At 60.6% G+C, this 23334-nt stretch carries 19 protein-coding genes and 1 pseudogene; 12 read left to right on the top strand and 8 right to left on the bottom strand.

The annotated features are described in order from the left end of the window. Positions 1-32 precede the first annotated feature (32 nt). From K307_RS03275 to K307_RS45380, 7 genes and pseudogenes are all read left to right on the top strand, one after another. A complete protein-coding gene (locus K307_RS03275) occupies positions 33-428 on the top strand; it encodes a hypothetical protein (protein ID WP_196251514.1) in 396 nt (131 codons plus the stop codon). 224 nt (positions 429-652) lie between these two features. After that, positions 653-3841, top strand: coding sequence for an efflux RND transporter permease subunit (locus tag K307_RS03270; protein WP_042876271.1), 3189 nt, complete (start codon positions 653-655; stop codon positions 3839-3841). 547 nt (positions 3842-4388) lie between these two features. After that, a complete protein-coding gene (locus tag K307_RS03265; protein WP_042876269.1) occupies positions 4389-5378 on the top strand; it encodes a zinc-dependent alcohol dehydrogenase family protein in 990 nt (329 codons plus the stop codon). 184 nt (positions 5379-5562) lie between these two features. Then, a complete protein-coding gene (locus K307_RS03260) occupies positions 5563-6441 on the top strand; it encodes a haloalkane dehalogenase (RefSeq protein WP_042876268.1) in 879 nt (292 codons plus the stop codon). 280 nt (positions 6442-6721) lie between these two features. Beyond that, the gene (locus K307_RS03255) at positions 6722-8359 is read left to right on the top strand and encodes a GMC family oxidoreductase (RefSeq protein ID WP_063771653.1); all 1638 of its coding nucleotides are present in this window, start codon (positions 6722-6724) and stop codon (positions 8357-8359) included. A gap of 28 nt (positions 8360-8387) precedes the next feature. Continuing rightward, a complete protein-coding gene (locus tag K307_RS03250; RefSeq protein WP_230625431.1) occupies positions 8388-9821 on the top strand; it encodes an aldehyde dehydrogenase family protein in 1434 nt (477 codons plus the stop codon). Between the two features lie 38 nt (positions 9822-9859). Further along, positions 9860-10015 (top strand): annotated as a pseudogene (locus tag K307_RS45380) (helix-turn-helix domain-containing protein); the annotation flags it as partial. Between the two features lie 142 nt (positions 10016-10157). On the opposite strand, the gene K307_RS03245 reads toward K307_RS45380, so the two are convergent. The 3 genes from K307_RS03245 to K307_RS03235 form a co-directional block, all read right to left on the bottom strand. Further along, positions 10158-10931 (bottom strand): GntR family transcriptional regulator, encoded by a 774-nt coding sequence (locus K307_RS03245; RefSeq protein WP_042876266.1) that lies wholly within the window; start codon positions 10929-10931, stop codon positions 10158-10160. An 82-nt stretch (positions 10932-11013) separates the two neighbouring features. After that, positions 11014-12018 (bottom strand): HpcH/HpaI aldolase/citrate lyase family protein, encoded by a 1005-nt coding sequence (locus tag K307_RS03240; protein WP_196251513.1) that lies wholly within the window; start codon positions 12016-12018, stop codon positions 11014-11016. A gap of 51 nt (positions 12019-12069) precedes the next feature. Then, positions 12070-13131 carry a MaoC family dehydratase gene (locus K307_RS03235; RefSeq protein ID WP_042876264.1) on the bottom strand — a complete coding sequence of 354 codons (1062 nt, stop codon included), beginning with the start codon at positions 13129-13131 and terminating at the stop codon, positions 12070-12072. Positions 13132-13794: 663 nt separating this feature from the next. Here K307_RS03235 and K307_RS03230 point away from each other — a divergent pair. The 5 genes from K307_RS03230 (at position 13795) to K307_RS44110 (ending at position 20324) form a co-directional block, all read left to right on the top strand. Continuing rightward, positions 13795-14979 carry an acyl-CoA dehydrogenase family protein gene (locus K307_RS03230; RefSeq protein ID WP_042876262.1) on the top strand — a complete coding sequence of 395 codons (1185 nt, stop codon included), beginning with the start codon at positions 13795-13797 and terminating at the stop codon, positions 14977-14979. Next, a complete protein-coding gene (locus K307_RS03225) occupies positions 14976-16361 on the top strand; it encodes an MmgE/PrpD family protein (RefSeq protein WP_042876260.1) in 1386 nt (461 codons plus the stop codon). The genes K307_RS03230 and K307_RS03225 overlap by 4 nt, the downstream gene beginning before the upstream one ends. A gap of 3 nt (positions 16362-16364) precedes the next feature. Continuing rightward, positions 16365-17606 carry a CaiB/BaiF CoA transferase family protein gene (locus K307_RS03220; RefSeq protein WP_042876259.1) on the top strand — a complete coding sequence of 414 codons (1242 nt, stop codon included), beginning with the start codon at positions 16365-16367 and terminating at the stop codon, positions 17604-17606. A gap of 1072 nt (positions 17607-18678) precedes the next feature. Continuing rightward, on the top strand, positions 18679-19650 hold the full coding sequence (locus K307_RS03215; RefSeq protein WP_051974614.1) for a Bug family tripartite tricarboxylate transporter substrate binding protein: 972 nt from the start codon (positions 18679-18681) through the stop codon (positions 19648-19650). A gap of 185 nt (positions 19651-19835) precedes the next feature. Next, on the top strand, positions 19836-20324 hold the full coding sequence (locus tag K307_RS44110) for a hypothetical protein (protein ID WP_051974613.1): 489 nt from the start codon (positions 19836-19838) through the stop codon (positions 20322-20324). A gap of 219 nt (positions 20325-20543) precedes the next feature. Here K307_RS44110 and K307_RS44105 read toward each other — a convergent pair whose 3' ends face one another. The 5 genes from K307_RS44105 to K307_RS03195 all read right to left on the bottom strand — a co-directional run bounded on the left by K307_RS44105 (position 20544) and on the right by K307_RS03195 (position 23331). Next, positions 20544-20876, bottom strand: coding sequence for a hypothetical protein (locus K307_RS44105; protein WP_419187101.1), 333 nt, complete (start codon positions 20874-20876; stop codon positions 20544-20546). Positions 20877-21070: 194 nt separating this feature from the next. Beyond that, complete coding sequence (locus K307_RS03205; RefSeq protein WP_051974611.1) at positions 21071-21481, bottom strand: NUDIX hydrolase; 411 nt, start codon at positions 21479-21481, stop codon at positions 21071-21073. Positions 21482-21728: 247 nt separating this feature from the next. Next, entirely contained in the window at positions 21729-21938 is a 210-nt protein-coding gene (locus tag K307_RS03200) for a hypothetical protein (RefSeq protein ID WP_042876256.1), read from the bottom strand. A gap of 12 nt (positions 21939-21950) precedes the next feature. Next, positions 21951-22148: an H-NS family nucleoid-associated regulatory protein gene (locus K307_RS45375; protein ID WP_419187100.1), complete on the bottom strand. Its 198-nt coding sequence runs from the start codon at positions 22146-22148 to the stop codon at positions 21951-21953. Between the two features lie 34 nt (positions 22149-22182). Next, positions 22183-23331 (bottom strand): DNA-binding protein, encoded by a 1149-nt coding sequence (locus K307_RS03195; protein WP_051975006.1) that lies wholly within the window; start codon positions 23329-23331, stop codon positions 22183-22185. Positions 23332-23334 lie beyond the last annotated feature (3 nt).

Genomic DNA, 23334 nt, shown 5'->3' with positions numbered 1-23334 from the left:
CGTCGAACGGTCGGTTTTCCGGGATGAAGAAGATGACGGCGAAGAACACGGCCCCCGCTGCGGCCCCCGCGTATACGCTCAAGGACATCAAGACGTTCGTCGGCTCCGACGGATGCGGCCTCGAAGCCAACGTCGATCTCGCCAGGCGGAAGGTGGCCTCGGTCTATGACGCAGCCGACGGCAGCCCGCTTCAGATTGAATACGCCGGCGCGGAGCAGAAGGCGGCCCTCCACGAGTTCGCCGCGCGCTGGTACACGGAGTCGGGCGTGGAAGCCGAGCACGAGGCAATGCGCGCCGAGGCGCTGGCGAAGCATGGCAAGGTCACCGACCACCGCCCGGACGTGGAAGGGAAGCTCGAGTCGTGGGTCAACGCCGAGGTCAACCGCATTCCATCGCGCCGCTGGAACCGAAGCTACCGAACCCGATGACAATCGCGCAAACCGGGGCCCGCTGGTCGGAAACACAGAAGCGAGATCGGAAGCGTATCTCCGGGCTCCCGTCAACTGGTCGACCTGTGCATTTCCACAAACTCTGTATTCAGAAAAGTAGCAGCTCTATATCCGATCAGCGGACCGGCGGAATCGCGGCGACCGCCACTCTGCCGTAGTGGCTCCCGTGAACCACGCTACCCAGTCTGCCTTCAGAGCCACCTATGAACTTCTCCCGGTTCTTCATCGACCGTCCCATCTTCGCCGGCGTGCTTTCCGCGCTGATCTTTCTAATCGGTGCGATCGCCATGTTCCGGCTTCCTGTGTCGGAATATCCAGAGGTGGTGCCGCCGGCGGTGGTTGTCAAGGCGCAGTTCCCAGGGGCCAATCCGAAGGTCATCGCCGAGACGGTGGCCACGCCGCTAGAAGAGCAGATCAACGGCGTCGAGGACATGCTCTACATGTCCTCGCAGTCGAATAGCGACGGCCAACTGATATTGACTGTCACATTCAAACTGGGCACGGACCCAGACAAAGCACAACAGCTTGTCCAGAATCGAGTAGCACAGGCCGAGCCACGCCTGCCCGAAGATGTCCGCCGACTCGGTGTCACGACCGTCAAGAGCGCCCCGGATCTGACCATGGTCATCCATCTGGTGTCACCAAACAACCGATACGACACGACATATCTACGCAATTACGCGCTAATCAATGTCAAGGACAGGCTTGCACGGATACCCGGCGTTGGCCAAGTGCTGCTACTTGGCTCAGGCGACTATTCCATGCGCGTCTGGCTCGATCCGGCCAAGACCGCTGAGCGGGGACTCACGGCAAGCGACGTCGTCAAGGCCATTCGAGAACAGAACGTACAGGTAGCCGCCGGCGTGATCGGCGCATCGCCATCGACCCCTGGCAACGATCTCCAGCTGTCGGTAAACGCGCAGGGAAGACTGAACACAGTCGAGGAGTTTGGTGCGATCGTGGTTCGGACTTCGGCTACGGGGGCAGTGACATCCTTACGAGATATCTCCAGGATTGAATTGGGTGCGTCCGAATACAACGTTCGGTCGTTGCTCGACAACAAGCCCGCAGTCGCATTGCTCATCTCGCAGGCGCCTGGATCGAACTCGATCAACATTTCGGACGCTGCACGCGAAATCATGAAGGATGCCAAAGCCGGTTTCCAGGATGATATCGATTACAAAATCGTCTACGATCCCACCGAGTTCGTCCGTCACAGCATCGATGCCGTTGTGCACACGCTATTCGAGGCGATCGCGCTCGTTGTCCTGGTCGTGATTCTGTTCCTTCAGACCTGGCGCGCGTCGATCATCCCGTTGCTGGCCGTGCCGGTGTCGATCGTCGGAACGTTCGGGTTGATGCATCTGTTCGGCTTCTCGATTAACGCGCTTTCCTTATTCGGTCTCGTGCTCGCGATCGGTATCGTGGTGGACGATGCAATCGTGGTGGTCGAGAACGTCGAACGCAACATCGCGGATGGCCTTGCGCCAAAACAGGCTACGTACAAGGCGATGAAAGAGGTCAGCAGTCCCATCATCGCGATCGCGCTCACCCTGATCGCTGTCTTCGTCCCGCTAGCGTTCATGACTGGGCTGACGGGCCAGTTCTACAAGCAGTTCGCACTGACCATCTCGATCTCAACAGTCATCTCAGCGGTCAACTCGCTAACGTTCTCGCCGGCGCTTTCCGCACTCCTGTTGCGCGGCCATGATGTCCCGAAGGACTGGTTGTCGCTCGGGATGGACCGCGTTCTGGGCGGCTTCTTCCGCCGCTTTAACCGATCCTTCGCACGCAGCTCCGACCGTTACGCACGTGGCGTCAAGGGGGTGGTCGCCCGCAAGACCACCGCCTTCGGTGTTTACGTGCTCATGCTCGGATTGACCTGGGCAATGTTTCAGCTCGTCCCCAAGGGCTTCGTACCCGCTCAGGACAAACAGCATCTTGTGGCCTTCACTCGCCTGCCGGCAGGCGCCACGTTGGACCGGACCGAGGACGTCATCCGGCGCATGTCAGCGCTTGCGCTAAAGCATCCCGATGTCGAGGCGGCGGTGGCATTCCCCGGCCTCTCCATCAATGGGCTGACCAACAGCCCGAACTCGGGGGTGCTATTTGTCACGCTAAAACCTTTCAGCGTGCGCAGCCGCGATGACCAGACCAGCTTCGCGATCGGACGAGAACTAACCCGGCGCTATGGCGAGGTCCGCGATGCGCTCATCGGCGTAGTGCCCCCTCCCCCGGTGAGACTCGGTACGATCGGGGGCTTCAAGATGATGATCGAGGACCGAGCTGCGCTCGGTTACGAGGCTCTGTTCAACGCCACGGCCGCGTTCACTGCTGCGGCGCGGACCCGGCCCGAGCTCGCAGGCCTCTTTAGCAACTACCAGGTCAATGTCCCTCAACTCGACGTTAGCCTTGATCGTGTCAAGGCGAAGCAGGTCGGTGTAGCGGCTACCGACGTATTCGATACTCTGCAGACTTATCTCGGCTCAGCCTACGTGAATGACTTCAACCAATTTGGTCGAACCTATAAGGTAAGGGTCCAAGCTGATGCCAGCTACCGCACTCGCGCCGAGGATATTCAGCAACTCAAGACACGCAGTCTCTCCGGCGAGATGGTGCCGCTATCTTCCGTGGTTCGTGTGCAACAAGGATTCGGTCCGGATAGTGTAGTCCGGTATAACGGCTTCACCGCTGCAGATATGAATGGTGGTGCGGCGCCGGGCTATTCGTCCGGGCAGGCGCGCGACGCCGCCGAACAGGTCGCATTGGAAACATTGCCCAAGGGCATGAAGTTTGAATGGACCGAACTGACCTATCAGGACATTCTGGCCGGCAACACCGGGCTTTGGATATTTCCGCTATGTGTACTTCTGGTCTTCCTGGTCCTCGCGGCACAATATGAAAGCCTGACGTTGCCATTGGCGGTCATCCTGATCGTGCCGATGAGCCTCCTGGCCGCGATGACGGGCGTGTGGCTCACGAAAGGCGACAACAACATCTTCACCCAGATTGGCTGCATCGTGTTGGTTGGGCTGTCGGCGAAGAACGCAATCCTGATCGTCGAGTTTGCCTGGGAACTGGAGCATGAGGGTCGCACGATCGTGGAGGCTGCAATCGAAGCCAGCCGACTGCGGCTGCGCCCGATACTAATGACGTCCTTCGCATTCGTGATGGGCGTTCTGCCACTGGTCACCTCGCACGGCGCGGGCGCAGAGATGCGCCGGGCCATGGGCGTAGCGGTGTTCGCTGGAATGATTGGAGTGACCGTCTTCGGATTGATACTGACACCTGTCTTCTACGTGATCTTCCGGAAGCTGGCGACGCTCAGCTCTCGAGGTACGCAAGCCCAGCATCTTGCCTCCGGGCAAACCGGACCAGCGGGCACGCCATGATCCCTCTGCCAACCTCGTCGTCGAAAGCCCTCCTTGGCGCCGCCTCCTGTGGGCCTACGCCCATGATCCATGACGCGAAGGCGATGCCAGAGCGGGCTAACGACTCCATGCCGAATCACACAGCCAGGCCCCTTTTTATCGGGCGCCACCTGGAAGTCGTCGCCTCTAGCCAACGCATGCCGCCGGGCGGAACGCCATCCCTTGTGCCACCAGCTTCCTGCTTCAGAAGCATGGCGCCATGCCAACAAGGTCTTTCTCGGCCAGCCGGCCTGCTGCTACATTCGGCGGCAATGCAGCGACACGAACCGGATGTATCGGGCGGACACCCATGTAGGGTCTGGACTCGCGTGCCACGGCGCCGCGGATACATTGATCTCACCTTTACTCGCATCAGGTCGCTTGACTTCCAAGGTTCTTGCCACGCCATCCCGCACGCAGCGTCCGCTACTGATCCCGGTATGGAATGACACATATCCGATTCGGAGTCTTCTCGAAGCGGGACTGAATAGATAAATTCTCCACTAACGCATCCAGTTAAGAGGCTCTCATGTCACGCATTATCAAGTTCGCAAAACCCGGTGGCCCGGAAGTTCTCGAATTCATCGAGACGCAGGTACCGGCTCCCGGTCCGGCTGAAGTTCGCATCAAGGTCAAGGCAATCGGTATCAACCGCGCCGAGTCGATGTGGCGGGCCGACGAGTATATCGAGCCCGTCAAATTCCCGGCGGGTCTGGGATACGAGGCTGCCGGCATCGTCGATGCCGTCGGCCGTGACGTGACCGTCTTCGCGGTGGGCGACGAGGTCAACGTGATACCGTCGTTCTCGATGAATCAATACTTCACGTATGGCGAGGTCATCACCGTGCCGGACTTCGCTGTTGTGAAACACCCAAAATCGCTTTCGTTCGCCCAAGCGGCGTCGGCCTGGATGATGTTCGTGACGGCCTACGGCGCACTCATCGAAGACGCCAAGGTGGGCAAAGGCGATTTCGTCCTCGTTCCCGCGGCTTCCAGCAGCGTGGGGCTCGCGGCGATCCAGATCGCCAACTATGCCGGTGCGATGTCCATCGCACTGACGCGCACCTCTGCCAAGAAGGAACAGTTGCTCGAAGCAGGCGCCGCCCACGTGATTGCCACGGATGAGGTCGATCTGGTGCAGGAAGTGATGCGTATCACCGACGGCAAGGGCGCACGCGTAGCCTTCGACCCGGTTGGCGGCACGAATTTCCCGAAGCTGATCTCGGCGCTGGCCTTCCAGGGAACCGTGTACATCTATGGTGCGCTCGCCGAAGGCGTCACCCCAATGCCGGTGCTGGCGATGATCGCCAAGATGCCGGTGATCAAGGGACACAACATCTGGCTGACGACCGGCGACGAAACACGCCGCAGGGCCGCCGTGGAGTTCGTCCTCAAGGGTCTGGAAAGCGGAGCACTCAAGCCAATCATCGATCGCATCTTCAAGTTCGATGAGGTGGTGGAAGTTCATCGCTACCTGGAGACCAACGGACAGTTCGGCAAGATCGTGGTGACGGTGTGACGGTGTGACGGTGTGACGGTGTGACGGTGTGACGGTGTGACGGTGTGACGGTGTGACGGTGTGACGGTGTGACGGCGGATAAGGCGCAATTGCACCCCATCTAACCCCACGACTGGGTACTTGGAAGTGTCGACAACCGGCATTCTCGGCCGCTGCGTGAAACCTCTCATCATTGGAGCTCCTAATGTTCTCGACCAACGAGCAACCCAAGCGTTTCTGTGAAGTTCATGGAAAAAAGATGGCGTATGTCGATGTGGGCGACGGGAAGCCGGTAGTTTTCCTCCACGGAAACCCAACGTCTTCTTACATCTGGAGGAACGTGATACCTCACGTGGCGCCCTACGCACGCTGCATTGCGCCGGACCTGATTGGCATGGGCGACTCCGAAAAGCTCGAAGAAGGCGGTGCCGATCGATACAGCTTTGTGGAGCACCGGCGTTTCCTTGATTCGTTCCTGGAAACCGTCGATGCCGCTCATGAAGTGGTTATGGTCGCGCAAGATTGGGGAGGCGTGCTTGCCATGGACTGGGCACGGCGGCATGCCCGCGACATACGCGGCATCGCGTACATGGAGACCATGGTGCGCACCAGGACGTGGGATGAAATGGATCCGATCGTCCGCGGCACGTTCGAACGATTGCGGTCTTCGGAAGGCGAGGAAATGGTTTTGCGCGACAACGTCTTTATCGAAAAGCTACTTCCCGCCCGCATGTTGCGCGAACTTACGGAAGCCGAAATGAACGTGTACAGGCGGCCCTATCTTCGCGCCGGAGACGATCGACTGCCTACCTTGACGTTTCCTCGTGAGATACCGATTGACGGGAAGCCGGAACTGGTGGCCCAAGTTGTCAGTGACTATTCGCTGTGGATGGCCGAGGCAGACGTTCCGAAGCTGTTCATCAACGGCGAACCGGGTGGCGTCCTCGTAGGCGAAATGCGGGACCTATGCCGCACCTGGAATAACCAGGAGGAAGTAACCGTACGAGGCAGCCACTTCCTGCAGGAGGATTCCCCTCACGAGATCGGGATCGCGATAGCAGAGTGGCTCCGGAAATTGCCCTAGAACTCGCACCGGAGGGGACGAAGGGATGCTCGACGAATCGATCAGATTAGCGCGATCCCGATTAGTGAACGTGACGGATCCCTATATATACAGGGGTCCAAATCGTAGCTAGCTCATAAAATTTTGGCGGTTCACGGAGCGGGGCTCTTTCGCGGATTCATCTTTGCGTTTCGTGCGGGCGGAGGTGTTTTCGTCCAATGCATCTATTAGCTTTGCCGAGTTAATGCGAAATAGTCAACCAGGAACCCATGGAGACAAACGAGCAAGAAGGCAGAACGCGATGAACAAAGCCGATTCCGTTGCTAATAACACGCCTGAGCAGTTTGACTACATCATCGTTGGTGCAGGATCCGCCGGATGTGTACTTGCCAACCGGCTTTCAGCTGATCCAGCGCGCTCGGTGTTGTTGCTCGAGGCCGGACCGGACGTCGAAACCTTCTGGGTTCGAGCACCGGCCGGGTTGCCATTTCTATTTCAGAACTCGAATCTGAACTGGAAATCTTCCAGCGAACCCGTGCCGAACCTTTGTGGCCGTGATATCTATTGGCCGCGAGGCAAAATCGTAGGCGGCTCAAGCGCCATCAATGGTATGCAGCACGTGCGTGGAAACGCTCTTGACTACGACGATTGGGCCGCCGCGGGCAACCACGGATGGGCTTACGCGGACGTGCTGCCGTACTTCAAGCGTATGGAGAATAATCTGGATGGCGGTGACGGGTGGCGCGGCGTTGGCGGCCCCCTTCAAGTTTCTCGTGGCTCTTACCGGCATCCAGTCACGCAACAATTCGTCGACGCGGTAGCCGCGTTGGGAGTTCCCCTCAACCCGGATTTCAACGGGCGCCAGCAAGAAGGCGTGGGTTACAGCCAGTTCACTATCGCGCGCGGCGTACGATCCTCCGCCGCTCGCGCCTACTTGGCTCCGGCGCGTGCGAGGCCAAACATGGTCGTGCGCGATCGTTGTCTGGCCCATCGCCTGCTGTTGGTTGGCGGCGAAGTGGTTGGTGTGTTGTATGAACGCGATGGCGCGTTGTTTCGCGCCTTTGCGGCGCGCGAGACTTTGATTAGCTGCGGCGCCGTTGGGAGCCCGCAGCTGCTGATGCTGTCCGGTATTGGACCTGCTGATGAACTGCGCGCGCGCGGGCTGTCGATTCAAGCAGACTTGCCTGGGGTCGGCAAGAATCTGCAGGACCATTTGGCCGTCAACGTCGGTTACGAAGTAAAAGCGGGTATGTCCATGAATGCGGCGCTCTCGGGCTGGCGCAAATACATGCGCGGCGTACAGTACCTGGTGACGCGTGGTGGCCCGTTAGCAATGGGCACTTCCCACGCGCTAGCGTTCGTGCGTACTCGCGCCGACCTCGACAGGCCAGACGTACAGATCAGTTTCCGGCCATGGAGCTTCACCTTCGAAAGCTCGAAGCTACGTGTGCACCCGTATCCCGGCATACAAATCGCCTCCCTGCAGTTGCGCCCTCGCTCGCGAGGCTCGGTGACATTAAAAGGGACGTCTGCGCGAGATGCGCCCGCGATTCGACCGAACTATCTTAGCGACCCCGAAGATGTTCAATGCACTCTGCGGGCCTTACAGTTCGCCCGCGATATTTCACGCACCGCCCCGCTGCGCGATTCCATCGAGCGCGAACACTTGCTCGATGCCGAAGACCGTACCGAAGAGCGAACCCTCGAGTTTCTGAGGCGCACCGCGCAGTCGTTATACCACCCAGTAGGCACGTGCAAGATGGGATGTGACGCGAATGCAGTCGTCGACAGTCGCCTGCGAGTGCGCGGCATACGACGGCTGCGAGTCGTCGACGCTTCTGTCATGCCGACTCTGGTCGGCGGCAACACCAACGGGCCGACCATAATGATCGCGGAGAAAGCGGCAGATATGATCCGCGAGGACGAGATGCTCGCCTAATTAAATTCTGAATGCGGAGATTTAGATCGTGAGACATGAGCAACACTTCATTAACGGTATGTCCGTCCCTGCGGGCACCTCGCAATATCTGGACGTTTTTAACCCCGCCACTGGCGAAAAGACAGCAACTGTGGCACGGGGTAATGCTCAAGACGTTGATATGGCTGTCGAAGCGTGTAAGCGCGCGCTGCCCGGCTGGCGGGATGTACGTCCTGCGGAGCGCGGCCGCGTGCTCACCCGCATGGCAGCGCTCATCCGCACGTTCGCTGGCGAATGGGGCGATCTGGAAAGCGAGGAGACGGGCAAGCCACCGACGCAGGTAGCAATAGAAATGGAGAATACCGCCCAGTATTTCGAGTTCTATGGCGGCTTGGTCAACGCACTTCAAGGCGAGACAATTGATCTGGGGGCTGGATACCATTCGTACACGCGGCGTGAACCGTACGGCGTGGTCGCCACGATCCTTCCATGGAACTTGCCGCTGAACCAGGCTGCTCGCGCGATCGCGCCCGCGCTGGCATCCGGCAATACTGTAGTGGCCAAGCCTTCCGAGGTGACGTCCACAACCCTGTTACGTCTGGCACGGATGGCCACCGAGCAATGCGGCTTGCCGCCTGGAGTGCTCAATGTGGTGACTGGTACTGGACCGGAGGTCGGTGCAGCGCTGGTCGAACATCACGATGTGCGCAAAGTGGCCTTCACCGGCTCAGTACGTGGAGGGCGTGAGGTGGCGCGCGTCGCTGCGGAGCGGCTTATACCGCTGACACTTGAACTGGGCGGCAAGTCTCCCGACGTGGTATTCGCTGACGCAGACCTGGCCCAGGCCGTGCCTGGAGCCCTGCGCGGCTTCATCTTTAACGCAGGGCAGGCGTGCGTGGCCGGGACAAGGGTGCTTGTAGAGCGGTCCATTCACGACGCATTCGTTGAAGCCATGATCGATGCGATGCGAAATCTCAAAGTTGGCAGTGGCCCCGATGCGTCGATCGGGCCAATGACGACCCGTCACCAGTACGACAAGGTGCGAGAATATTTTGAGGTGGCACAGAACGAGGGTGCTGTCGCGGCTGCTGGTGGAACGCTTCCCCAGGCACCTGAGTTACAAGGCGGTTGGTATGTGACACCGACTCTTTACACCGGCGTAACCAACAAGATGCGCATCGCTCGGGAAGAGGTCTTTGGTCCGGTTGCATGTGTCATCCCGTTCGACGACGAAGAGGAGGCTGTCGCTATTGCCAATGATTCGGACTTCGGCCTTGCCGCTGGCATTTGGACAAGGGACCTGGCGCGCGCCCATCGGGTAGCTGCGCGGCTTGAAGCAGGACAAATTTATGTCAATGAGTATATGGGGGGTGGTGTCGAGACACCGCTGGGCGGGTACAAACTCAGTGGATACGGGCGCGAGAAAGGTATTGAGGCCCTGTACAACTATACGCAAGTCAAGTGTGTAACCGTGCGGTTGTAACCGGGTATTCTGGTGGAAAGCTGCGTTTGCACTTGGTGGTCAAGAAGGAGGTGCGGCGTGACATCGCGATACAGCGACTTACCCGGTCTGACGACGCTATTACCGCTATTGCCTATGATGTCGGCTTCGATAATTCGACGGCTTTTCACCGTGCATTCCGCCACTGGAGCGGTAGTACTCCAGCTGTTTATCGCAGTACCGCAGGAACCGTGACCCGGCCTGAACTCGCGGGTTCAATGAGGCGCACGCAGCCAGTTTGCCGCGGCCAAAAAATCCGCGGTCTCCGGTGCCCGCGAGCTCCGGTTGAGCTCAAATGGTCGTCGCCTAATCTAGTAGCTACAGATTTCGGCTTCTCTTTAGCTGGAAGGCCACGGACACCCGGTCTGCCGGATAGACGGTATCGGTGATTTCGAGGATTTTCCCGGAAGCATCCTTGTATTGGCGTATCAGCCGTAGACCGGCCGACCCTGCCTCTACGCCAAGGCGCACGGCCAGCGGCGCCTTGATTAGCGTCCCCGTAATCACCTGACGGATTTCCGCAATGGCCGTCGCTCGTTCGCGCTCTATTAGCGCGCTAACCAGCGTTTGTGGGTGATTGCAAATGGAGTCGACCAAGCCAGCGAGCGAGGCGTCGATATAGATGTCAGCCCTGGCTACAGGCATACTGCCCTTGCGTGGGTCCACGCGCATGCCGCTAAGCAATACCCAGTCGCTGCCCACCGGCGCTTCCAGCCGACGTGCCAGCGCACGGTCGAGGGTGACGTTACTCACCCCCTCGATCGAGCGCACCTCGGTGGCAGCGACGCGCACTAGGTCTTCCGCGGTGCCGAAAGACTGGGTGTATGCCGCGTTCGGGTTCGCGCTCTCGACAATGGTACCAACCGCCTTTTTGCGTGAAATATAGCCTAGGTCCTGCAGCAACCGGAGTGAGGCGCGCACAGTATGCCGGCTGACGCCATGCTGCTCGGCCAGCTCATGCTCGGTCGGAAGCAGGCTGCCAACCACACGGCGCCCCTCTACAATCTCCTTGACTAGCGTACTAGCTAATTCCGCATAGCGAGTGGATGAGTTGGGCGTATCGCTCTTGCTTTCCTTTGGTGTCGTGGTCATGGTCGTGGGCGCAGCGGGCCTGATGGCGACCGCAGGATGCGGTAAAGCATATTCTACGCTCCCGCAGCGCCGCATCCCGCGCTCACCGGCTCTGGCACCCGAAGAATCGCTGATCCGCCTCCACCGAGAGCGTCATGCCAGTGACCTTGGCCTTCTGGAGCACCTCCCAGAAATAGCGGTAGGTGGCGCGGTCGTGCAGTTCGCCCTTGTACTGAATAGGGCCCCAGTCTGCGTCCTGTGCTGCCACCAGGATGCCGGCCGCGTCTTCCACCTCGGTGAAGTCCGGGCGCATTGCGTTCACGATCGGCTGGATCTGCGCCGGATGGATGCTCCACATGCGCAGGAAGCCGAATTCGTTGCAGGCGCGGCGCGCGTCGCTGGCGATAACCTCGGCATCCTTCAGGTTCAGGCAGACATTGTGCGCCGGCACGATGCCATTAGCCAGCGCCGCCGCCACCATGTTGGCCTTGGCGCGCGCCAGCAGCGCATGCTCGAACTGGCCCGGGCTGCGCATGGCGGCAGCCCGAATGGCGCCGTAGTGGCCGCTGACGAAATCCATCAGGCCGAAGTCCAGCACCTCGATGTTCGGCAGCGCGGCGATCTGGAACACGTCGCGCAGCGCACCGTGGGTTTCGATCAGCACGTGTACCGGCACGGGCTTGTCGGGCCCAGCCTTCTCGCCGGCCTCGCCGATATAGCGGATCACTTCAGCCACCTGCCCGCTGTTGGTGGCCTTGGGCACGGTAATGTAGGCTAGACGGCTGCCAGCCCCGCTCACGATGATGTCCACGTCCTGCCGCCAGGCCGGGTGCGACGGGTCATGGATGCGCGCGCCGGCGCGGCCGAACCGGTTCCGTTCCGAGGCGATCATGCGCGCCACCATCTCTGCATGTTCGCGTTCCTGGCCGGCGGCCGCCCCGTCCTCGCAGTCGCAGGTCACGTCGAAGACCGGTCCGTACTCGACCTGCAGGTCCATGGCCTTGCCGATCAGTTTCTCGCTGCCGGCGAAGTGTTCACAGGCGGCCAGCACGGGGAAGGCCTTTTCGCCGGCAAAGAGCGCGTCGTTCGGGTGCGTTGCGGTAATCATGTCTGCTCTCGATGAAAGGTTGGATACGTTGAATCGTGTAGCTGGCAGGGTCTACTGTTCGCGCTTTGGCATGGCGATGGTGTAGTCGAGGTCGAGCACCACGTTGGATGGATAGATCATCCTGCCTTCTCCCGGCTCAGGGAAATCAATGGACGCGGCGTTGGCGTTCTTCACGCCGATCGTGCGCAGGCGCAGCCCGCCAACGTGGTCCTGACCGAGGTCGATCTTGTCCAGCACGATGGTCGCGCAGGCGATGGTGTCGCCGGCATACGTCGGGTTCACATGGCTGCCACCGTTGATGGCCAGCATCGACAGGCCGTTTTCCAGCCCATCATAGGCCAGTGCGCGGCATACCGAGATGATGTGGCCGCCGTAGACCAGCCGTTGCCCTCCGTTCGACGCCATGGCGTGGCCGTCGAAGTGCGCACGGGCGGTATTCTGGTACAGACGCGTGGCAATGCTGTGGTCGCTGTCGTTGATGGTCATTGCCCCGGGATGGTCAATGCGCTCGCCCACGGCGTAGTCTTCCCAGAGGTCTGCAAAGCCGGTCATCGCCGTGATCTCACGCACGCGCGCCGTGTAGTCGCTACGGCGCAGCCATTCCGTGGGCACCACGGCCTGCGTGGCGGGCACCACCACCTCGCCGCACGTCGCACTGTGGTCGCGCTTGTGCACCATCACCCAACGCACCCAGCTCAGCACCCCGCGGCCATGCTGGTTGTGAACGGTGGAGCGCACGTACACCACCCCGCTCTTGCGGTTGGAGTTCTCCTTCAGGCCAATGACCTCGGTCTCGACAGCCAGCGTGTCGCCTGGGTACACATGCGAGACGAAGCACACCTCCGCATAGCCCAGGTTCGCCACGGCATTGAGCGAAACATCCGGCACCGTCTTGCCAAAGGCGGTGTTGAACACTAGCAGGTCTTCCAGCGGCCGCTGCTCGAAGCCCAATCGCTGGGCATTGGTCTCTGCGGTGCAGAGCGCCGTACGGCTGCCCGTGAGCCCGATATACAGACTACGGTCGCCCTCGGTGAGCGTTCGCGGTGTGGCATGACTGACTGTCATGCCAACCCAAAAATCTTCGAAATAGTTGCCGCTGCGGTTCATCTTCATCTACGTCCCCTAGTCCCTCATGCACTGGATTACCCCGACTCGGAGGCGTGCCTTATGCGCGCCACGTGTTATGTCCGTACATTATGATGTGTGAATAATGCAAGATCAAGTCCAACCGCCATCACACCGACCTCGCGGTATCAAATGCCTGCCTATTAGTGCCGCTATGAGTACATTTTTGCAGACGACGTAGGTATCCAATCACTTTTCGGCAGAATTAATGTACGCACCTATGAGATGAACTGCATTTGAGCGGCCGTGCGGCCGAGCCACGCGCGGCCTCGCTCGCCCCAGCGGCAATAAGCCCTACACTCTTCCCGAGAAGCCTGCTCAGATTTTGGCGTCGTTTCGCGCCCCTCCTTCCCGTGGCCACTACGGCTCTATCGTGTTCTCCCACCGTACGGCAATTCAGAGCCATGCACCCCGGACTACCATCGCCAGCAATCGCCATCCCTAACTGACGTGCGACGCCCCGCGGTATGAAGCATTTCACGCCGATTTGTACGAACAAATGTTGGCACAGACGAAGTCACAAACAACGGAGGATGGGAAATTATGGGTCCTTCTCCGATTTTCTTGTGATCGCGCCTTGCTTCCGCTCGACTATCTGCATATTATGTACGTACATATATCGCCACCCCCAGGGTATAGCAAGGAAGCAGGATGCAGAAACTGACCGAAGAGCGGCGCATGATCCAAGAGGCTGCGCGGCAATTCACGATGGAGCGAGTGCTGCCCATCGCCAACAAGCTGGATCCGGAAAAGGGCAAGATCCCTCGCGAGTTGATCGACGAGATGGCCGAGCTCGGCTACTTCGGCATCCTGATTCCCGAGGAATACGGCGGCCTTGGCTTGGGCGCCTACGAGTACTGTCTGGTGGCCGAGCAGCTTTCGCGCGGCTGGATGAGCGTGGGTAGCCTGATTGCTCGAGGCAATGAGTTGATCGGCGCCCTCAAAGCATTGACTCCGGAGACTAAGGCCGAGTACCTGCCGCGCATGGCGCGCGGCGAGTTCCTAGGCGCGTTCTCGCTGTCGGAACCCAATGCCGGCTCTGACGTAGCCAACATCTCCTGCCGCGCCATGCGCGATGGCGACGATTGGATCATCACCGGCAGCAAGTATTGGTGCACCTTTGCCGACGAAGCCGACTTCATCCTGGTGATCTGCCGCACCGACCCGGTGGTCGACCCGAAGGCGCGCCACAAGGGCTTGTCCGCATTCATGGTAGAAAAGCCGCGGGGCGCGCTGCCCGCGGGCGTCAAGGGCAGCATCATCCCCAAGATCGGCTACCACGGCTGGACCACGTGGGAACTGGCCTTCGACGGATGCCGGGTATCACACTCGAAGATGGTTGGCGCGGAAGGCAAGGCCTTCTACCTCGCCACGGCCGGGCTGGAAACCGCGCGGGCCCACACCGCCGCGCGCTCCATCGGCCTGGCGCAGGGCAGCCTGGAGGATTCGATCCAGTATGCCAAGGACCGCGCGCAATTTGGCAACCCCATCGTCAACTTCCAGACCATCCGCTTCAAGCTGGCCGATATGGCCACGCAGATCGAGGCGTCTCGCGCCCTGCTCTACGCCGTGTGCGAGAAGATCGACGAGGGCATCCGCACTGATACCGAGGCATCGATGGTCAAGCTATTTGCCAGCGAGATGTCCGAATGCGTGACAAGCGAGGCCCTGCAGATCCACGGCGGCGCGGGCTACACCACGCACTTTGCCGCTGAGCGCTACTGGCGTGATGCGCGCCTGACCAAGATTTTCGAAGGCACTTCCGAAATCCAGATGCGCATCATCTCCGATGCAATCTTGGGCAAAGTGCCGGCATTAGCACCGGAGACACAATGACCAATAGCACCTCTCCCACTCTAGGAATCACTGCACGCGCTGCCGCATTCGCGGCAGACCGAACGTTGCATTTTCCCGCCGCGGCACTCGACATCGCCCGGCTGTCCGTCTTTGACTGCTTGGCAGTGGCGATTGCCGGCATGCACGAGCCGGTCAGCCAGGCTGTGCGCGAACTGGTGCGCAGTGAAGGCGGCGCGCCGCAAGCCAGCGCCTTCGGCCTCGCGCAGCGCGTCCCCGCCCGTGCTGCCGCGCTGCTCAACGGCGCCTCCGCACACGCCCTCGATTACGACGATACGCATTTCGATTTCGTTGGTCACCCTAGTGCGGCTGTGCTGCCAGCCGTCCTGGCTATCGCCGAGAAGCGGCAAGCCAGCGGCAAAGCTCTGCTGGAAGCGTTCCTTGTCGGCGTGGAAACCACTTGTCGTGTGGGCGCGTGGCTCGGCCGCCCACACTACAACGCCGGCTTCCACCAGACCGCCACATCAGGCGCTTTTGGCGCAACCGCAGCGGCTGCACGCCTGTTAGGGCTTGGAGCCGATCAGGCCGGCCATGCGCTGGGGCTGGCAGCCACACGCGCCTCTGGGCTGAAATGCCAATTCGGCACCATGAGCAAGCCGTTCCACGCTGGCATGGCAGCGTCCACTGGCGTCGAAGCGGCAACACTCGCGGGACTAGGATTTGTCGCCCGCCCCGACGCGATTGAATGTCCAGGCGGGTTCGCTATCACGCACGGCGCCGCGCAAGGATGCTTGGACAATCCATTCGCCGGCCAGCCGCACGCCTTCCGCTTTGTCGAAGTTCAGTACAAATTCCATGCTTGCTGCCACGGAACCCATCCGGCATTGGAAGCGCTGACTGCGCTGCGCGAAAAACACCGACTCCAACCGGACGACATCGCGCGTATCACGCTCGAAATCGCGCCGCAGTGGCTGCCCGTCTGCTGTATTCCCAAGCCCTCGACCGGTCTGGAAGCCAAGTTCAGCCTGCCGCTAACCACCGCAATGATTTTCGCAGGCATCGACACAGCTTCGCTGTCGTCATTCTCCGAAGCCACTTGCCAGGATTCCGTGCTTGTGGAAATCGCTAGCCGGGTTGAGATCAGCCCTAACCCGGCGGTTGCCGACACAGCTTGCCGGGCCACCGTCATCACCCACTCCGGCACATCGCTGGAGTACACCATCGACCTTTGCAACCGGGTTCCATACAGCGTCAAGGCTACCAAGCTCCGTGCAAAGGCCGAGGCGCTGCTCGGCGCAGCACAAGCGCAGGCGCTTTGGACGTTTGTTGATTCGCTGGATGCCTTGCCGGCGCAATCTCTGTACCCGAGCCTGCACGGATGGATGGCAGGCGACGGTATCGCGCGCAAACCTGGAGCGGAGTAAATCATGCCATCTCACGCATCCAACGTGGCCAGTCCGGCTGGTGCTCTCGCAGGGCTGCGAGTGGTCGACCTCACGCAGATGTTGGCTGGGCCCTTCTGCACCCAAATCCTGGCCGACCACGGTGCCGACGTGATCAAAGTCGAAACCATCACCGGTGACGGCACTCGCGTCACCGGCCCCTTTTGCGCCGACGACACGCTGCGCGACTTCGGCGGCTATTTTCAAAGCGTCAACCGCAACAAGCGCTCAATTGCGGTTGATCTGAAGACCGAGGACGGTCGCGATATCGCCCGCAAGCTAATCGACAAAGCAGACGTGGTTGTCGAAAACTTCCGCGCTGGCGTAATGGAGCGGCTCGGCCTGTCCTACGAGACACTCCGCGAGACGAACCCGCGCCTAGTCTACGGCACCGTCCGCGGCTTTGGCGATCCTCGCAGCGGGGAGAGCCCGTATGCGCAATGGCCGGCCTATGATGTCGTCTCGCAGGCCATGGGTGGGATGATGGGTATTACCGGCCTAGACCGCGATACGCCAACTAAGATTGGACCTGGCGTGGGCGATACGGTACCGGCGCTGATGCTGTGCATCGGCATCCTGGCGGCGGTAACCCGAGCCCGCGACACCGGCCAAGGCCAGTTCGTCGATGTCGCGATGACCGACGCCGTGCTGGCCATTTGCGAGCGCATTGTCTACCAGACCTCCTACACCGGCACGGTCCCCGTACCCGAGGGCAACCGGCACCCGCTGCTGTGCCCATTCGGTCTGTTCCGCACTAGAGACGGCCATGTTTCCATTGCCTGCGCAACCGATGCGTTCTGGGAAAAGCTAGCTGTTGCCATTGGCCGCCCCGAGATGGCGCAGGATTCAGCATTCGCCACCAACGCCGCGCGCGTGCAGCACCAAGAGCGGGTGATCGCCGCCATTGAAGCATTCACCACTCTGCGCACCAAGGAAGAGATAGCCCTGACACTGGGCGGAAAGGTGCCCTTCGGCTCTGTCTACACCTCGGCTGAGATCTTTGCCGACAGGCACTATGCCATTCGAGAAATGCTGGTCGAGGTGGAGCAGCCAGGCTCAGCAACCCCCGTAAAGATTGCTGGAGTTCCGATCAAGCTGAGTAGAACCCCGGGCGCAGTACGTCGGCGCGCGCCGCTGCTGGGCGAACACACTGAGGAGATCCTGCACGCAGCGGGCTATAGCGACCAAGAGATCACGCGCTTTCGTGGGACTGGGACTATCCGCTAAGCAACCGTAGATGCCAGCGGAACTCCGACCATGAGTCGCCAGCCATCGATACGATGGCGCGCCTCACGTAGGAAACTGACGATGCCAATATGTGAATCTGCATCCATGAACTGCTTGCCTCGGGGCAAGCAGGCTCGTACGCTGGCCGACATGAGTGAGCTCCGCTTCGAAGTACGTGTCATGAGCAGGCGCGCCCACCGCATCGTGCTAGCGGGGAGCCCAGCAGGAAAAGTTGACCACCGCAGAGCGCTCCGAGCTTTGTTCGAGCGATGGCTTGCTGAGAGCAACGGCCATGCGCTAGTTATTTGCCTGGCCTCCGCTGTGGAGTGCGGTATTCCGGTGCACAAGCACGCCGAGCGCTGCGGGGCCTGGGTTGCGCACCAAGGCAGCAACGCCGTGCGTGCTCTCTACTGGGCGGCCGCGCATCGTTTGCGTGCCCAGTCCCGAGCATGGACTGCGTTGCCAACGCTCCACAGCCGGGCATATTCGCAGACACCGAAGGCCGAAGTCATTACAGGTGGACCAGCGCCTGCGGGGCTCAGGTCAGTGCAACATGAACTGCAACCGCCGCTGCCCCAACCAAAACTTTGCGAGTATTGCGCGGTCCTGCTAAGCGATTCGCGTTGCTCGACTGGGCACGACTTGCTGTTACCACGTGGCCACGTAGTTTGGCGACATGCGATAACTGGCTCGCTATACCACACAGGCACTTACCAGTGCGGGATATGTCGGACCTGTTGGAAGCAACACCGTAGCAAGGAGTCGCCCTTCGTTAATTGGGATGTCGCCAGAGTCCGGACCGCCACCAATCCTGCACCGGCAATATTACAGTCGAAATGAAATTAACGATGCGCCGGCGTCGTCGGAGAAGACTAAACGCCTACGGCTACCCCCGACCTACTATAAACAACCGAAATTAGGCCGTCTCGGATTGAGGTTCTCTGTCACGGACGACACGACGACAGCAGCCCCTATCGTCCACGCTAAGTCCTCGACCGAACTAGAGCACTTGTTAAACTATCCACCGCAATAGTGGTGATTCTGTCAGACGCCCTGATAAATTGGAGACAACATGAACTTTGCAAAATCAGCGCTAGTCGCTTTGCTATCCGCATTTACGGCTATGACTTCTGCTTCTGCCGCCGACTACCCAGAGAAGCCCGTCAAAGTCCTTGTCGGGTTTCCAGCGGGACAGGCCACTGACATCATTGCACGCAGGCTCGCACAACATCTCTCCACTGCCTTAGGACAGTCCTTTTATGTCGAAAATAAGCCAGGGGCCGGAGCCGGTTTGGCTGCTGACGAGGCTGCTCGTGCACGACCGGACGGATACACCTTGCTCGCCACATCGAGCGGCCCGATGGCCGTCAATGGTTGGATTTACAGGAATCAGCGTTACGACAGCGTCAGGGACTTCTATCCTTTGGCTCTGATCGGCATCTTTCCATTAGTGATGGTTGTTAATTCTAATTCTCAATTCAAGAATGTCACTGATCTAGTCAACTATGCTAAACGGCACCCCGGAGCAGTGAACTACGCATCCGGTGGGAATGGGGTTACCAATCATCTTGTAATGGAAATGTTCAAACGGCGGGCTGGCATTAACCTGAGCCACGTTCCCTACAAGGGGGGTGTCCCCGCCATGGCAGATGTGGTGGGAGGGCAGGTCGAGGTGATGTTCGAAACAGTGTCTATCGCGGGACCGCTGATTCGCAGCGGAAAACTGCGGCCCCTAGCAGTTGCCAGCGAAGGCCGGGTCTCGACACTTCCAAATGTCCCAACGATTGCAGAGTCCGGATTTCCGGGGTTTCGCGGTGACGCGTGGGTCGGTATTGTCGCTCCGAAGAGCGTACCAAGGCCAATAGCGGACAAGCTTTCCACTGAAATAGTTCGTATTTCTAAGACATCCGAATGGATCAACGGAATGGCGGAAATTGGCGTCATCCCCAAGACTATGGTCCCTGCCGAGTTCAATCATTTTCTCCGTTCCGAGGTCGCTCTATGGGGTGAAGCGGTAAAAGCGGCGAATGTGAATATGGATTAATCCCCGTTGTTTAATCTTTAGGCCCTTGACGCGCGTGGAGTTTCCTGTCGAACACCCAACGGTATCCGACGGCATCCGTGCCACGGGTGGACAAACGGAACGCCTGAGCTTCTTGCACAGGCGTCCCAAGCCGGAAGCCTGGCCATCGCTGCTAGCGCCGATGGAAGCGCCTTTTGGAGACATCCATGCCCGACCCATGTGCGGCGCCGTCCGCACAGCGTGAGGCTCTCCGGACGCAGACCACCCTGTTGGCCTGCACGCTAGTAATCCAGATCATTGCCACGGCCAGCACGCTGGCATTCGCAGAACTGGCGCCGGTGATTCCGGGCATGCAACCGACTGCCGTGGGTATCTTTCTGGCTGTGGCATATGTAGGCGCCATGGTTGGCAGCGTGCTGAGTAGCGCCGTGGTCAATGCTTTCGGCCCGCTGCGGGCTTCGCAGGCGGCACTCCTACTGCAAGCCGTTGGGCTTGCGCTTCTGATTGTCGAAACACCGTCGACCCGAATCGCTGCGGCTTTGAAATGCGGCCTAGGGTACGGGCCTATTGCGCCCGCGAGTTCGCAGATTCTCGCGCGGACCACGCCACCGGAGCGCATGTGCGTCGTCTTTTCACTCAAGCAGACCGGCGTGCCGTTGGGGGCCTACTCTGCGGCGCAGTCTTGCCCTTGTTAGCCGACGCGCTGTCATGGCAAGCCGGGATTGCGAGCATGGCGCTCACAACCGTTCTCATTGCCTTCGCAAGTGGGAGGCTCCGAGCGGCTCTCGACTATGGTGCTCCAGGCAACTTTCCATCTACGCAGGGGTACCGTCCAATCATAGAGGTGCTTGCGTATCCGCCACTGCGTTCGATGGCAGGCGTTTCCCTGGTCTTCTCGGCGTGCCAACTCTCTGTCAGCGGTTAGCCAAGCACGCACATTGAGGCGTCTTTGCGCGTCGCTTCTGGCGTTCCACGGGAATGCTCGCGGGATCGACCACGTAGCATTCGATGCCGCGAGTCCGCAGGGCGCGGTAGATCCAGAACGCGTCCTGCCCGGCCTCATAGCTCACGACAATCCGCGCGTCCATCGGCAACGACCACTTCTGCCTATGCGGTTCGACCAGATCCAGTACCGCTTGCAGGCGCTGCGCAGCATCCGGCTGCGTCACCGTGTGGACCGCCGCACTATCGTGCTGACCATCCTGCAGTGCAACCTTCCACTTCGCAGTAGCCAGTTCCAGTGACACCGCCAGCAAAACCTCCTAAGGGTGTGATCTATATGCCTGATCTTTGCGCATGATGCTCTCCTTTGAGCAAGCCTCGACTCGCTGATTTTAAGTATCAGTTCGTCGATCTCCCTGCTGCATAGGATCTAGGTCCAACGCCGCAGCACCATAATTGGATGGCGGACGTGCCACCGCGCGGGCGCTCCGATTAGCTATTACGCGAGGGCCTTGGGGGTGGGCTTCTTCAGCCAGCTTTTCTGTGCGGTCATAAACATATTCTGCACGATTAGCTTGGTCGTTTGGCTTGCCACAAGGCTCAACAATTCCTCGCTTTTGAACCAGTCGCAATGCGCTATCTCGTTGCTCGGCTTGGGTTGCGCTGCCTTCCCAATCTTCACCCAGAAGACGTGATGAACTGTGGTAGCGCCGATGAACTGGAACAGAAACGCCACGTCCTTTGCCTTCAGGGAGGTCTCTTCACGCAGCTCACGGAAGGCAGTGTCCAACGGCGCCTCCCCTCGTGCTGGTCGTCCTCCCGGCAGAGCCCATCGCGTACCGTCCTTTGAGACAAGGAGGACGTGTTCGTCACGGGTGCAGACTACGGTAGCCCTGATTTTTTTCTTCACGATTGCCCATTACCCTTAGCGGCGTCCCGTTCACACACAGTGCGCTCCACCTCAAATTCTACCTTTCCCACGGCCACACGTATCCACAGTCAGCGAGTATTCGCGGACCAGTACGCGCGCGCGAGGTTGGAAGTCTGTTAGCCCCGAACGTGCGAGGGGCTGGCTGCCCCTGAGCCTGAGAACAGGTTGCCCCCCCCGGCGCGACCACTAAGGTAGTGAAGGCTAGTGAAGCCGGGCCGCGCTTGTCCTAGCCGAGAGCGATTGAAAAGCAATCAAAGGAAATCAAGAGCGGGGCACCATTCCTGAGAAAAACTGCAAGCACCTGGGAGGCGGTTTCCAAGTGTGTGGTCTGGCGCCTGCTCGGAGTACAGGGCACGCCTTCGTCGGTCTGCAATTCCTTAAGTTTGAGCTCCAGTTGTTCGATCTGCCGATCGAGCTTCTCGGCGCTGCCTGCCATCACTGGCAGATCCTATCCGATCCAAAAAAATTCCACACTCTGCCCCGCATTGACCGCCCGCCGCAGCCAATCGGGCTTCTCGCCCTGCCCGTCCCAGCTCATTCCCTGGGCGTTGCGGTAGCAAACCGGCGGCGGAGGGGGCGGAGGCTGGGGCGGATCAAAGCATCCCGCCGCTTTTAGCTCTTCCATCGTCAGCCCATAGTCGGCCATCTGGTCCTGGATCCAGCGGATCGCTGCCGCCCGCTCATGGTTGGCTGTCGTCGCTGTCGTCTTTGCTGTCGCTGCCGTCTTCCGGGTTCAGGGCGGCGGCTGGCGCGCCCTGCTTTTCGTCTTGCTGTTCGTCCTGCTTTTCGCCCTGCGCTTGCTTCTCTGTCGGCGCCGGGCCGCCGGCCTTGCGCCGCCGTGCACCGCCACCGTCGCGCCCGGGTGGCGCCACCCGCAATTGTGCCAGCAGTTGGCGCGCCAGCGCCGCTTCGGCTTCGGACCGTTCCGCCCGGCGCTGTGCCGCGGCCAGCTCGGCCTGCACGGTGTCCAGGTCGTTGACGGATTTGCGCTGCGCCTGCTCGGCGGTGGCGAGCCGATCGGTGAGCGCGGCGGCCTGGGCTTCGAGCCGGGCACGCCCCTCGGCCTGCCCCTCGGCCGCGTCACGGGCCTCGCTGCGCGCTGCCACCAGTTCACCGCGCAACGCTTCGGCCGTGCGATCGCTCTGCTGGCGCGCGGTACGCTCCGCGTCCAGTTCGCGCAAGCTCCGCCGCTCGCTGGCTTCGGCCCGTTTCTGCGCGAGAGTTACCTGCTCGCGGGCGCGCTCGAGCTCGGTCGAGAATTGCGTGCGCAGTTCCGCCAGCTGCCGCCCGGCGGCGTCCAGTTCCGCCCGCCCCGCTTCCAGCCGGGCCTGGGTCGCCGCGTGGGCCTGGCGCTCGGCGGCGAGGTCTGCCAGCACGGCGTCGTGCGCCTGGCGTGCCTCGGCCAGCTGCGCCGAGATGGCGGCCACCTCCTCCCGGGCCGCCGCGGTGTCGGTCCGCGCGGCGTCGCGCTCGGCCTCGGCGGCACTGGCCGCATGGCGGGCCTCGGCGCGCAGCGTGGCGAGCTCGCCGGTGGCGGCCTCGTTGGCCGCCTGCCAGATGGTCTGGACCGCCCCGGCGGCCACCTGTTTCAGGGCCTCCGGCAGGTCCGGATGTTCGATGGTGACGCGCGTGCGCCCGCGCAGTTCCTGCCAGAACGCCTGCAACACCTCGGCGGGCGTGCCCATGCTGCCCTTGCGCACCAGGCTGTAGAGCTTGTTGGCGACGCCGTAGCGGAAGAACAGCAGGCCGCAGACCTCGCGGTACAGCGCGCGGGTTTCAGAGGGTCGGCCGGGATTCGCAAATATCTGAAGCTTAAGATATTTGCGAATCCC

The organism is Cupriavidus necator A5-1 (assembly GCF_000744095.1).
Lineage (GTDB): Bacteria > Pseudomonadota > Gammaproteobacteria > Burkholderiales > Burkholderiaceae > Cupriavidus > Cupriavidus necator_A.
The sequence above is the reverse complement of the archived record's forward strand: the minus strand, read 5'-3'. Positions and strand labels throughout refer to the sequence as shown.

Bases quoted from the DNA above. Each gene is read 5' to 3' on its own strand.
- K307_RS03275 (WP_196251514.1), top strand. From the start codon at position 33: ATGACGGCGAAGAACACGGCCCCCGCTGCGGCCCCCGCGTATACGCTC.
- K307_RS03220 (WP_042876259.1), top strand. From the start codon at position 16,365: ATGCCATCTCACGCATCCAACGTGGCCAGTCCGGCTGGTGCTCTCGCA.
- K307_RS03265 (WP_042876269.1), top strand. From the start codon at position 4,389: ATGTCACGCATTATCAAGTTCGCAAAACCCGGTGGCCCGGAAGTTCTC.
- K307_RS03255 (WP_063771653.1), top strand. From the start codon at position 6,722: ATGAACAAAGCCGATTCCGTTGCTAATAACACGCCTGAGCAGTTTGAC.
- K307_RS03270 (WP_042876271.1), top strand. From the start codon at position 653: ATGAACTTCTCCCGGTTCTTCATCGACCGTCCCATCTTCGCCGGCGTG.
- K307_RS44110 (WP_051974613.1), top strand. From the start codon at position 19,836: ATGCCCGACCCATGTGCGGCGCCGTCCGCACAGCGTGAGGCTCTCCGG.
- K307_RS03245 (WP_042876266.1), bottom strand. From the start codon at position 10,931: ATGACCACGACACCAAAGGAAAGCAAGAGCGATACGCCCAACTCATCC.
- K307_RS03215 (WP_051974614.1), top strand. From the start codon at position 18,679: ATGAACTTTGCAAAATCAGCGCTAGTCGCTTTGCTATCCGCATTTACG.
- K307_RS03230 (WP_042876262.1), top strand. From the start codon at position 13,795: ATGCAGAAACTGACCGAAGAGCGGCGCATGATCCAAGAGGCTGCGCGG.
- K307_RS03225 (WP_042876260.1), top strand. From the start codon at position 14,976: ATGACCAATAGCACCTCTCCCACTCTAGGAATCACTGCACGCGCTGCC.
- K307_RS45375 (WP_419187100.1), bottom strand. From the start codon at position 22,148: ATGGCCGACTATGGGCTGACGATGGAAGAGCTAAAAGCGGCGGGATGC.
- K307_RS03240 (WP_196251513.1), bottom strand. From the start codon at position 12,018: ATGATTACCGCAACGCACCCGAACGACGCGCTCTTTGCCGGCGAAAAG.
- K307_RS03235 (WP_042876264.1), bottom strand. From the start codon at position 13,131: ATGAAGATGAACCGCAGCGGCAACTATTTCGAAGATTTTTGGGTTGGC.
- K307_RS03260 (WP_042876268.1), top strand. From the start codon at position 5,563: ATGTTCTCGACCAACGAGCAACCCAAGCGTTTCTGTGAAGTTCATGGA.
- K307_RS03200 (WP_042876256.1), bottom strand. From the start codon at position 21,938: ATGGCAGGCAGCGCCGAGAAGCTCGATCGGCAGATCGAACAACTGGAG.